The sequence below is a fragment of the Pseudomonas lalkuanensis genome (assembly GCF_008807375.1).
Taxonomy (GTDB): domain Bacteria; phylum Pseudomonadota; class Gammaproteobacteria; order Pseudomonadales; family Pseudomonadaceae; genus Metapseudomonas; species Metapseudomonas lalkuanensis.
This window is the reverse complement of the sequence record NZ_CP043311.1, coordinates 1993606-2005107: the sequence shown is the minus strand read 5'-3', so window position 1 is coordinate 2005107 and position 11502 is coordinate 1993606. Positions and strand designations below refer to the sequence as shown.

Sequence of the window (11502 nt, the reverse complement as noted above, 5' to 3'; positions counted from 1 at the left end):
GTGCGGGTCCGCTCAACCGGCGGTACGCAGGCGTCCTCCCGAGCGATGCCGGGGACAGCAGTTGGATTCGCCGGCGACGAAGCGACTGGGGGCTTCGACGCGGTCGATCGGCATGCTGCAACGCTCGCCGCTGGGCAGGCTCGCCTCACAGGTGGGCTGCTGGTAGTGGGCCAGCCAATGGCGGTACTGGTTCTCGGAGACAAAGCACTTGGCGGCAGCGTAAGCCTGGGGGTTGTCCTGGTAACGGGTGATGTCCGCCAGCGGAATCGTCAGGTGGCCGGCGCCGGGGTGGTAGACCACGAACACGACGCCCAACTGGGCCAGGCGGTCCAGCATCTGCTGTCCGGATTGGGATTCCAGCGCCTCGCACTCCTGGCGCAGGCGATTGAGCTCGGCCTGGAGCTGGGCGTCCAACTGGTCGCGATAGGCCAGCTCGACATCGCGAATGGCCAGTTGCTCGCGATACTCGGATACGGCAGCGGCGACCCGTGTTTGCAGCTCGCTTTCGAACTGGGCGCGAAGGATGTCGGCCTCGGTGCGCCCGTGACGCTCCAGGGCGCGCAATTGCAGGTTCATTTCCTCGCGGCTGGCCTGATGGCGCTCCGACTCGTTCTCGAGCTCGGCACGCAGGCTGGCATTGGCCTCTTCCTGCTCACGCAAGGCGTGCTGCAGGGCGCGAATCTGCTCCTGCAACGCCGAATGGCTCTGGTCGGCGGCATGGCGCACGCGCGCGATGGCCTCTTCATTCTGCTGGCTCAGGGAACTGAGGCGAAGACGCTGCTGGCGGACCAGCTGGGCGGTCTTCAGGCGGTGCTCCTTTTCCATTTTCTCCGCCAGTTGCTCGGCCATCTCCTTGGTGATTTCCGGCGGGGCGTACCAGCTGTCTTCCGGTGCCACTTGGAGCTTCTCGGCATCCAGCACCTTGGGCAGTTCTTCTTCCACCAGCACGCCGAGGGTATTGAGCTTGATGGCGTCACGCAGCAGCGCCAGGTCATTGCGATCGGAATTCAGGCTCGGGTCCCACAGGTGCATCTGCTGCCAGGACACCGGGCACTGGCTGCGGCAGGCCAGGCGAATGGGGCCGGCGCCAAGATCAGGACCACGGCCGGCGCGCTCGGCCAGTTGCCGCAGCGGCAGGTTCCAGCCGGTATCGGCACGCCCCTCTTCGTCGAAGTCGAGATAGAAGAAGACCACCGCCCGGACCTGCAGGCGCGGGCTGATCATCAGGTAGGCCAGTTGCATCTGGCAGTCGGCGAACTCCGGCAGACCGACCACCCCGTCGAGGATGGCTTCGAATTCCGAGTAGAGCATCTGCTTGCAGATGCCGCGGTCGTTGAAGAACACGACGGCTTCCACCGTTTGCGGCTTCTTCAGCATGCTCATCGCTCTACCTCTGGCTTTGCGCGGTGAATCACGGCGGGCGTTGATGGGGGCCTGGTGGTACGTTTTTTTCGTCCGCACACACTGATCCGGACTTTAGAAAAGTCTAGGGGATATTAGTCGTCGAGCAATGTGACTGGGTTGGCAGAGCCCTGCCGCGACAACCTGTCGGACCAGCGGCAAGGCAAAAGTGTGACGTGGTTGGAACTGGAAATGAAACCGCCCGGCAAAAAGCCGGGCGGTTGGTGGAAAAAGCCTGGACAGGATTTCGCGAGCTAGCGGGCTGCTACGCGAAAACCGCCGAGGAAGCGCAGTTTTCGAATGCCAAATGAGCATTCCGAGGCGGTTTCAACAAGGCAGAACCGACGCGCAGCAAATCCTGTTCTGGCTTTCAGAGCTCGGCAGCGAGGCGCGAGCCTTGGTTGATGGCGCGCTTGGCGTCCAGTTCGGCAGCGACATCGGCGCCACCGATCAGGTGCACGCTCTGGCCAGCGGCTACCAGGCCCTCGTGCAGCTCGCGCAGCGGGTCCTGGCCGGCGCAGACGATCACGGTGTCCACCGGCAGCACCTGGGCTTCGCCGTCGGCCACGCGGATGTGCAGGCCGGCATCGTCCACCTTGAGGTATTCCACGGCGTTGAGCATCTGCACCTGCTTGTTCTTCAGGCCGGTGCGGTGGATCCAGCCGGTGGTCTTGCCAAGGCCATCGCCCACCTTGCTTTTCTTGCGCTGCAGCAGGAACACCTGGCGTGCCGGCGCATGGGGCTGGGCCTTGATCCCGGCGATACCGCCACGGGCTTCCAGGGCGCCGTCGATGCCCCACTCCTTCCAGAAGGCTTCGCGGCTCAGGCTGGTGGACTCGCCCTTGTGGGTGATGAACTCGGACACGTCGAAGCCGATACCGCCGGCACCGATGACCGCCACCTTCTGCCCGACCGGCTTGCGCTCGAGGATGGCGTCCAGGTAACCGATCACCATCGGGTGGTCGATACCGGGAATCTCCGGAGTACGCGGGCTGATGCCGGTGGCCAGGATGATTTCGTCGAAGCCGCCCCGGGCCAGATCCTCAACCGAAACGCGGGTGTTCAGGCGCAGGTCGACGCCGGTGGTCTCCAGCTTGCGCTTGAAGTAGCGCAGGGTCTCGTAGAACTCCTCCTTGCCTGGCACGCGCTTGGCCACATTGAACTGGCCACCGATCTCCCCGGCAGCGTCGAACAGGGTCACGCTGTGCCCACGCTCGGCGGCGACGGTGGCGGCGGAGAGGCCGGCCGGGCCAGCACCGACCACGGCGATCTTCTTCGCCTGGGTGACCGGGATGTAGTTCAGCTCGGTTTCATGGCAGGCGCGCGGGTTGACCAGGCAGCTGGTCAGCTTGCCGCCGAAGGTGTGGTCCAGGCAGGCCTGGTTGCAGCCGATGCAGGTGTTGATCTCGTCGGCGCGACCTTCGGCGGCCTTGTTGACGAAGTCCGGGTCGGCGAGGAACGGGCGGGCCATGGACACCATGTCGGCGTCGCCTTCGGCCAGGACCTGCTCGGCCACCTCGGGGGTATTGATGCGGTTGGTGGTGATCAGCGGAATCTTCACCTCGCCCTTGAGCTTGGCGGTGACCTTGGTGAAGGCCGCACGCGGCACCTTGGTGGCGATGGTCGGGATACGCGCTTCGTGCCAGCCGATACCGGTGTTGATAATGGTCGCACCCGCCGCTTCGATGGCCTTGGCCAGGGTGACGATCTCGTCCCAGGTGCTGCCACCTTCCACCAGGTCGAGCATGGACAGGCGGAAGATGATGATGAAGTTCGGGCCAACGGCTTCGCGCACGCGGCGGACGATTTCCACCGCCAGGCGCATGCGGTTCTCGTAGCTGCCGCCCCAGCGGTCGGTACGCTGGTTGGTGTGGGCGGCGAGGAACTGGTTGATGAAGTAACCCTCGGAACCCATGATCTCGACGCCGTCGTACTCGGCCTTCTGCGCCAGCACGGAGCAGGTGACGAAATCCCGGATCTGCTTCTCGATGCCCTCTTCATCCAGCTCGTTCGGCTTGAAGGGGTTGATCGGCGCCTGGATGGCCGACGGTGCGACCTGCTTGGGGTTGTAGGCGTAACGGCCGGCGTGGAGGATCTGCATGCAGATCTTGCCGCCCGCCTCGTGCACCGCACGGGTGACGATCTTGTGCTTCTCGGCCTCTTCCTCGGTGGTCAGCTTGGCCGCACCGGCATAGACGCCGCCTTCGGCGTTCGGGCCAATGCCGCCGGTCACCATCAGGCCGACGCCACCCCGGGCGCGCTCGGCGAAGTAGGCGGCCATGCGCTCGAAACCGTGGGGCTTTTCTTCCAGGCCGGTGTGCATGGAGCCCATCAGGGTGCGATTGCGCAGGGTGGTGAAGCCCAGGTCGAGGGGCGCGAGCAGGTGCGGGTAACGGGTGGCGGTCATGGTTCCTCCACAACAGGCGGTGCTATTCACGGAAGTGCCCCTGGCCTCGAAGGGCCGGAGTCGGTTGTGGGGCAGACGATAAAGAGCAGGCACTGCCCGCTCAATGATCGGAACTGACAAGTTACTGATCAAAAATGACAGCGACCCTTGGCAATCGGCAGCGTGTCCCCTACCCTGATCGGCATTTCCCGGCACCGGACATTCCATGCGCAAACTGCTGACGCCCCTGATCGCCGCCATCCTGGTGAGCTGCCTGACCGCCTATGCGGTATGGACCGGCGAACGCCCGCGCGTCCACTACCTGTCCGATCTGCGCGCCAGCCTGGCCAGCGACGTGGGTGCAGCCAGCGCGAGTGGCAACCTGCTGGCGATCCGCCCGGAGCTCTACCCCAGCGACTACCGCGATCCCGACCTGCTGCGCATGAAGCTCGTGGCGGCCCTCGACCAGGCCCGCGCCCTGGGCCTGCTCAATGAACGGACCGTGGTCGCGCTGCCCGACCACATCGGCACCTGGCTGCTGCTGCGGGACGAGAAACACAACCTCTACCAGGCCCGCACCTTCACCGAGGGCAGCCGCCTGCTCACCCTCAGCCACCCCACCCTGCTGGGCCGCCTCTACCTGCAGGGCCAGGACCTGGAGGAAGCCCTGCTGCGCGCCAAGGCCCGGCGCATGGCACGGGACTACCAGAAGCTGTTCAGCCGCCTGGCCGGCGAGTACCGGGTCACCCTCCTCGCCGGCTCCATCCTCCTCCCCTCGCCCTACCTCAAGGAAGGCAAGCTGCGCAGCGGCCATGGCGACCTCTACAACCTGGCCCTGGCCTTCTCCCCGGACGGCAACCTGCTCGGCGAGCCCTTCAGCCAGCCCTGGCCGCAAAGCACCCGCCATGAATCGCGCCAGGAACTGCAGACCGTCAGCGGCCAGGTAACCATTACGCGCAGTTGGGCTTCGGGCTATCCGCAGAGTGAAGTCACCCTGAGTGACGGCCGGACCAGCGCCAGTGAAACGCTCTTCCTCCGCGGCCGGCTCTGGCCGCTTCACAAGGCGCCGTCCGGCAGTGTGCTGACGCCCCTCGGCGCCCCGCAGGCCAGCGATGTGCCGGGTAGCCATCTGCTGAATGCCTGGCTGGGTGCCCGATGAAAACGCAACGGGTGAAGCTGGGCGACCTCTCCGTGAGTTCCGTTCTCAGCATGGCAGCGGCGCTGGAACAGGCCGGTCACTGCGCGACGGAACTGCTGGAGCGCTTCGGCCTGGATGCCGCGCGCTTCGCCGAACCCCATGGGCGCTTGTCGATCCCACGTTTCATGCGTCTCGGCCATGCCGCCATCCAGCTCTGCGGCGACCCCGCCCTCGGCCTGGCCATGGGCCGCCTCAGCCGCCTCAGCCAGCTCGGGCTCGCGGGTGTCTGCGCCGAACAGGCCCCCAACCTGCGGGAAGCAGCTCGCGCCCTGGCCCGTTTCGAACGGCTCTACGCCAGTAACTATCGCGGACAGTCGAGCTTCCACGAGGACTCAAAGGGCGCCTGGCTGCGCTTCTATTCCATCAGCCCCTACAACGCCTATAACCGCTTCGTGGTGGACTCGGTTCTGGCGGGCTGGCAGAGCCACCTGAGCCAACTGGTCGGTGCCGGCATCCGCATCGAGAAAGTGGAAATCGAATTCGCCGCACCCGACTACGCCGAGCGCTATGCCGAGCATTTCGGTTGTCCGGTGGAGTTCGAGGCGGGCGCCAATCAGTTGCGCCTGTCGCTGGACACCCTGGCGCTGCGCGGCTGTGAACACTGCCCCGCCACCTGGCGGCAATTGCTGGATATCTGCGAGAGGGAGCTGCTGCAGCTGACCCGCACCCGCAGCCTTCGCGAGCGCATCACCCAGTTGCTGGGGCCGCTGCTGCACGGGCGGGAACCGGATCTGGAAGAAGTGGCGGCACGCCTGCAGATGCCCAGCTGGACCTTGCGCCGCAAGCTGGCCGAGGAAGGCACCCAGTATCGAGCCATCCTCAATGAAACCCGCCGCGACCTGGCCATGGCCTACATCCGCGACACCGAACTGGCCTTCGGTGAAATCGCCTACCTGCTCGGCTTCGCCTCGGCGGAAGCCTTCCAGCGCGCATTCAAACGCTGGAGCGGCAGCACTCCAGGCGAGTTCCGCCGCGCCCAGCGCCAGGCAGGCTGATCACATTTCGGTAGCGTCGTCCGCCGGTTCTACCGTGTCCTGCTCGCCAGCGTGAAAATCGAGAATCTCTTCCTGGTAGTCGTCCATCACGCGTTCCTCCTGGTATCGATAGCGGTCATGGAAACAAAACCCATGCCAGGAATGTAACGATCCCAGGTGACCGGAAAATTACCCCTGGGGAGCAGCGTCGAAGAATGCGGAAGAGAGAAAAAGAAAAAGCCCCCAGGTATTGCTACCTGAGGGCTTCTCTATATGGCGCAGCGGACGGGACTCGAACCCGCGACCCCCGGCGTGACAGGCCGGTATTCTAACCGACTGAACTACCGCTGCGTGTCGGTTGGACTTGCGTCCGGTGAAACCTTTGCATCGTCTGGCGACCCGGCCCTGTGGACCTTGCCGCTTCATGCCCGAGCGACTCGAACATGGGAAATATGGCGCAGCGGACGGGACTCGAACCCGCGACCCCCGGCGTGACAGGCCGGTATTCTAACCGACTGAACTACCGCTGCGCGTCGGCCGGACTTTCGTCCGAAATTCGCAAGGATTGGTGGGTGATGACGGGATCGAACCGCCGACCCTCTGCTTGTAAGGCAGATGCTCTCCCGGCTGAGCTAATCACCCATCGCCTTGCGAGGCGCGCAATTTACGCAGAGGGCTTCGCTAAGTCAACACCCTGTATGGATTTTTTCTCCTGGCGAATCTCATGTCCCTTTTCCCGGCGCAGCAACGCGCACCATGACGGTGCGCCCGCACGAAGTCGGGGCGCAGTCAGCTCCCCACCTTCAGCGATACACGCGCGGTGACCCGGCCATCTTCGTTGCGGTCAAGTCCGGCTTCTTCGATGCGAACCCCCTGCCCTTCCAGCACGCCGAACCAACGCAGGAGACTTGGAAACGCTGCGGGTTGCAGGTTCACCTGCACCGCGCCGGGAGCATCGCTGTCGACACGCTCGATGGCCAGCCCCTGTTCGGCGGCGGTGGCGGTCACCAGCCCCTGCAGCCGCTCCGGATCCACCTGGCTCTGGGGCTGGACCCGTACTGATCGCGCCTCGGGAGCACGCTGCTGCAGATAGGCATGCAGGCCGCGCTGGGACTCGAAGTGCTCGCGTGCACTGGCCAGACGCCGCTCGGCCGGAAGCCAGAGCAGCAAGTAGAGCAGGACCAGCCCGAGGAAAATGCCGAGCCCCAACAACGCCGTGCGGTCCCTGACCGGCAGCGCACGCCAGCGTATGCCGAGGGAAGAAGCCTGCCACTGCGTCTGCAAGGGCGCCTTGATTGCATCGAGCATCTTCATCCTCCTATCACCAGGCGCGCGCTGACGCCGCTTTCGTCGCGGCTTGCCGAGCCCATCTGCACGGAAAGCCCGCTGCCGATCAGACGCTCGCGCAAGCGTTCCAGGGCATCGAAACCCGGCGCCTGTACCTGCAACGCGAGGTCGCCCCGTGTCTCGCTGAAATCCAGTTGCTGCACCCTTACCTGGGCACCTTCGGTGATCAGCGCCTGGGCCGCCTGGCCGAGCAGGGTCAGCAGACGGCCCTGCCCCGAAGCGGAGCCCTCGGCCAGGTGCTGATCGAACTGGGCCCGCAGGTTCACCAGCTTGTTGTCCTGGGGAAACAACTCTCGATAAAGGGTTTCATTGGCTGCCGCGTAGGTATCGCCCTGACGCTGCAGTTGCCAGGCCTGGACCAGGTTGAAGCCCCACTGCAACAGCAGCCACAAGCCAACCAGCCCCAGCAGTGGCTTCCAGCGCGACCAGCGCTGGCGTTCTTCCTTCAGGGTGAATTCTCCCTGGGCCAGATCGCTGCCCTTCTGCGTCGCCAGCCAGCCATAGGCATCGCCTTCATCGTGCCACTCGTCCACGCCGTCCAGTACCTGGCGAGCGGCGGGTGCATGGCCACTGCGGGGCGCTACGCAGGCGTCCTTCAGAACGGGCCAGTCGAGTTCCGCGAAACCGAGCCGGGCGCCCCCCTCGCCGCCCAGCAGCCAGCGCTGTTCCAGCCAGAGCAACTGGGTGCCCTGTTCCGGCAGCAGGTCAGCATCGACATGGATGGCGGAGGGCGCAGGACCGAGCTTGCCGGTCAGTTCCATCCAGCCTGCCAGCCAGGTTCGGCGTACGGCGAACACCCGGTTCCGGCCATCGGCCAACGCCCCGCCCAGCCCGAGGTGGAAGCTTTCCACCTCCTCGGCGAGCAGTTCCTCCACCGCGAAAGGCAATGCCTGACGCAACCAGCGCCCCTTCTGGGTAGGCAGGCGGACTGCGCAACAGGTCACCGCCTCCACCGGCAGGATCAGGCGCCAGGGTGGCGCCACCTCTTCCAGCGCCCTGGCGAATGGCAGGCGACGGCCCGTGCCTCCTTGCCAGAGCAGCACTTCCAGTTCGGCGTCCGGCTGGGTGCAGGCGGCTACCGGAAGGAAGATGCAAGCCTGTGTCATGACTGCGGCTCCTTGACGGGCGCCGGCGGCAATCCGCCCTGCCCGAGATCACGAGAGAGAACCCGTACCTTGCCGTCGCTGCTGCGCTGCAGGGTACTGACCAGAACCTGGCGGCGACCGGCAAGGCGAACCTCGCTGATCACGTTGAAATATTGACTGCCCACCGCCAGCCCCTGCGCCTCCAGCCCCATCCCGGCCAGCGCGGGCTGACCGAGAAAGGCATCCAGGCTGCGAAAACCCGTGGTTCCCCGCGCCGCCATCAGCAATCCGCCACTGTCGGCGTCCAGGTTGTCGGCCAGGGTGGACAGCACCAGCGCACTGGCGGTGTTGACGTTGAGAGACGCGTCCGACGGCAACGCGGTGACGAAAGGCAGCAGCTTGCGGTAGTCCAGCTCCGTCATGCCTAACACTAGGCGTAACTCGGACACATCGCTCATGGCGTGATTGGCCGCGCGATACGGCGGCTGCAACAGCAGGTACTGGTTGTCTTCGGCGCCATTGGGGCCGAAGGGCTCCTGGTCGCGGTCGAGCCAGTCCACCAGTCGCTCGGTGTAGGGTGCCTCGATACCCAGGCGCAGCAACAGCCGGCGGAACTGGCGGACACCCTGCTCATTGAGCTGGCCGTCCCGCACCAGGCTGTTGACGTTGAAACGGGCGCTCGGATCTTCGATGCGTACGCTGAGCGAACCACCGTCATCCAGTTTGAAGGTAGTGAGGGGCCGCGCCCAGGCCTCGCCCAGGTGATCCACCGGTGTCCGCGGATCGCCCTGGCGCAGGTCGCGCACGAGGATGGCTTCGGCCAGGGCCTCGCCGCCGAGGGCGTACTGGGCCACCTGGCGGGTGTGCAGTTCATTGCCGCTGGAACGGATGGACAGCTGGGTGCGGGCGATCAGGCCGGCACAGACGACCGTGACCACCGCGACCACCAGCAGCACGGTGAGCAAGGCGACGCCCGCCTGGCGCTTCATTGCGACGGCTCCTGGTCGCCGCTCTGTTGGCCCCCCTGCTGACCGCCCTGCGGGTTCTGCTGTTCCCCGTCCGGCTGGTTGCCCCCGGCCTGCGGCGGTTGTCGGGGCGGGGTTTCCACCAGGCGCAGCACCCGGCGCAGCTCACCATAGCGGCGGTGCTCCAGGGTCAGTTCCAGGGCGCGTGGCAGGCGATCCAGGCGCTCGTCCTCCGGCAGGCCGGCCGGCGGCCAGCTGTCCTGCCAGTCACCACTGTCGTCCATGTAGCGCAACTTCATGGAGGTAACCCCATCCAGCGCGTTCTGGACGCGCGGCAGGCTGTCCTGGGCCTGGTCCAGCACCGTCCAGTAGCGCCGCTCCAGGCGTTCGCCCGAGAGCTGCCAACGCACCCGCTGCAGGCGCGAACGCTGCATGCCGGTCGGGTTTCGCCAGCCGTTGCGGGTGAGTTCCAGGCTGTCGTTGTCACCTTCCTGCTCGCCCAGCAGCGCCGCACGGGACTCGCCATAGGCATCGCGGATGGGGCGGGAAATCACCTGGCGGATGTCCCGCTCGAAAGCCGAAATCGCCCGGACCACTTCACGCAGCTGCTGCTCCTGCACGCGTGTCGCTTCGTCCGAATCGAGGACCGCGCCGAGCATGCGCCAGGTGCCGATGGCCAGCAGCGCGAAGATGGCGATGGCGATCAGCAGCTCCAGCAGGGTGAAACCCGCCGCGCGCTTCATGGCGTGCTCCCGATGAAACCCACCAGGCGTACGCTGGCCCGGTCTTCCAGCTTGCCAACGCCGGCGCCCCGGGTCGGGCGCGGCGCCACCCAGAGAGTGACCCGCCGCAGTACCGGGTCACTGGTGCCTTCGACTTCGCTTTGCCACTCCCAGCGCCGTCCGCCGTAGTCCAGCTCGCCCTTGTCCTTGCCGGTGGAAGGTGGCGTCTCGCGCAACTGGAGCTCGGTCAGGCGGTTGTCGGCGATCCACATCGCCAGGGTCTTGTCTTCCAGGCGTGAAGCGATCTGCAGGCTGCGTGCGCTGGCGGTGAGGACGCTGGCGGCAACCACCGCGAAAATGGCCAGCGCCACCAGCACCTCGATCAAGGTGAACGCGCGACTGCTTCTCATCCGGCGCGCCCCTTGCCGCCGAGGGCCTCCACACGGGGCAGGCGGAATCCATCGCTGGAAAGCTGCAGGCGCAGACCATCCCTGCGCCGCTCACCCATTTCCAGGCGGAAGGGGCTGATTTCGCCGCTGGACAGGATGATCAGTTGCGGCACCAGCGGGGCCTTCTTCGCATCCTTGGCCTGCTTCTCGTCATTGGCGCGGGCCGGAAGCACCAGCGGTTCGCCGTCCAGCTCGATGGTCAGTTCGGCCCACTCCGGCAACTGGCGGGCACCATCGGACAGCGGCTGCCAGCGGGCGCTGGTTTCGTCGTAGTAGTAGACCTGGTAACTGTCCCGCTCCACGCGCAGGCCGTATTCGCGGTTGTCCAGCACGGCCTCGTCGGCGAGCACGCCGATCAGCCCCGCGAGGCGATCGGCTTCATTGGTGAGTTCACGGGTGGGACCGGCGACGCCGGCGCTGATCACCGCCAGGCCGGCCATGCAGGCCATGACCACCATCACCACCAGGACTTCGATCAGGGTGAAACCCGCGGACGCCAAGGCACCGGACACCCGGCCGGAGCCGCCCTGCCGCCCGCTTCTCATCAGTTGTCCCAGTTGGCGATGTCGGCGTCGTTGTCGCTGCCGCCTTCCTTGCCATCGGCCCCCAGCGAATAGAGGTCATAGGCGCCTTTGCTACCCGGCGCCAGGTATTGGTACGGGTTGCCCCACGGGTCAATCGGCAGTTTCTTCAGGTAGCCATCCTTGTTCCAGTTCTTCGCCGGCGGGTTGCCGGACGGCCGGCTTACCAGCGCCTCCAGGCCCTGCTGGGTGCTGGGATAGGCGAAGTTGTCCAGCTTGTACATGTCCAGGGCGGCGCCGATGGCCTTGATGTCGCCCTTGGCCACCGTGACCTTGGCCTGGTCGGGACGATTCATCACCTGCGGCACCACCAGAGCGGCGAGGATGCCGAGGATGACCACCACGACCATGATTTCGATGAGCGTAAAGCCCGACTGACTACGGCGCAGATTCA

At 65.8% G+C, this 11502-nt stretch carries 11 protein-coding genes and 3 tRNA genes; 2 read left to right on the top strand and 12 right to left on the bottom strand.

Annotated elements, in window-relative coordinates; genetic code table 11:
* Positions 1–12: 12 nt before the first annotated feature.
* Both FXN65_RS09465 and FXN65_RS09460 read right to left on the bottom strand, forming a co-directional pair.
* On the bottom strand, positions 13–1383 hold the full coding sequence (locus FXN65_RS09465) for a coiled-coil domain-containing protein (protein WP_151132876.1): 1371 nt from the start codon (positions 1381–1383) through the stop codon (positions 13–15).
* Positions 1384–1771: 388 nt separating this feature from the next.
* On the bottom strand, positions 1772–3808 hold the full coding sequence (locus tag FXN65_RS09460; protein ID WP_151132874.1) for an NADPH-dependent 2,4-dienoyl-CoA reductase: 2037 nt from the start codon (positions 3806–3808) through the stop codon (positions 1772–1774).
* Between the two features lie 205 nt (positions 3809–4013).
* Here FXN65_RS09460 and FXN65_RS09455 point away from each other — a divergent pair, with 205 nt between their 5' ends.
* Both FXN65_RS09455 and FXN65_RS09450 read left to right on the top strand, forming a co-directional pair.
* A complete protein-coding gene (locus tag FXN65_RS09455; RefSeq protein WP_151132871.1) occupies positions 4014–4946 on the top strand; it encodes a carbon-nitrogen hydrolase family protein in 933 nt (310 codons plus the stop codon).
* Positions 4943–5980 (top strand): AraC family transcriptional regulator, encoded by a 1038-nt coding sequence (locus tag FXN65_RS09450; RefSeq protein WP_151132869.1) that lies wholly within the window; start codon positions 4943–4945, stop codon positions 5978–5980. Before FXN65_RS09455 ends, FXN65_RS09450 begins: the two co-directional genes overlap by 4 nt.
* Before the next feature lie 253 nt (positions 5981–6233).
* Here the strand turns inward: FXN65_RS09450 and FXN65_RS09445 are convergent.
* The 10 genes from FXN65_RS09445 to gspG form a co-directional block, all read right to left on the bottom strand.
* A tRNA-Asp gene (locus FXN65_RS09445) sits at positions 6234–6310 on the bottom strand.
* Between the two features lie 102 nt (positions 6311–6412).
* Positions 6413–6489, bottom strand: a tRNA-Asp gene (locus tag FXN65_RS09440).
* A 36-nt stretch (positions 6490–6525) separates the two neighbouring features.
* Positions 6526–6601, bottom strand: a tRNA-Val gene (locus FXN65_RS09435).
* A 147-nt stretch (positions 6602–6748) separates the two neighbouring features.
* Positions 6749–7267, bottom strand: a complete 519-nt coding sequence (locus FXN65_RS09430; protein WP_151132867.1) for a type II secretion system protein M — start codon at positions 7265–7267, stop codon at positions 6749–6751.
* A 2-nt stretch (positions 7268–7269) separates the two neighbouring features.
* Positions 7270–8412, bottom strand: a complete 1143-nt coding sequence (gene gspL / locus FXN65_RS09425) for a type II secretion system protein GspL (protein ID WP_151132864.1) — start codon at positions 8410–8412, stop codon at positions 7270–7272.
* A complete protein-coding gene (gene gspK / locus FXN65_RS09420) occupies positions 8409–9380 on the bottom strand; it encodes a type II secretion system minor pseudopilin GspK (protein WP_151132862.1) in 972 nt (323 codons plus the stop codon). Before gspK ends, gspL begins: the two co-directional genes overlap by 4 nt.
* Positions 9377–10099: a type II secretion system minor pseudopilin GspJ gene (gene gspJ / locus FXN65_RS09415; protein WP_151132860.1), complete on the bottom strand. Its 723-nt coding sequence runs from the start codon at positions 10097–10099 to the stop codon at positions 9377–9379. Before gspJ ends, gspK begins: the two co-directional genes overlap by 4 nt.
* Positions 10096–10488, bottom strand: a complete 393-nt coding sequence (gene gspI / locus FXN65_RS09410) for a type II secretion system minor pseudopilin GspI (RefSeq protein WP_151132858.1) — start codon at positions 10486–10488, stop codon at positions 10096–10098. The genes gspJ and gspI overlap by 4 nt, the downstream gene beginning before the upstream one ends.
* Positions 10485–11072, bottom strand: a complete 588-nt coding sequence (gene gspH, locus FXN65_RS09405; RefSeq protein WP_151132856.1) for a type II secretion system minor pseudopilin GspH — start codon at positions 11070–11072, stop codon at positions 10485–10487. The genes gspI and gspH overlap by 4 nt, the downstream gene beginning before the upstream one ends.
* Positions 11072–11458, bottom strand: coding sequence for a type II secretion system major pseudopilin GspG (gene gspG / locus FXN65_RS09400; RefSeq protein WP_244620753.1), 387 nt, complete (start codon positions 11456–11458; stop codon positions 11072–11074). Before gspG ends, gspH begins: the two co-directional genes overlap by 1 nt.
* Positions 11459–11502: the final 44 nt, after the last annotated feature.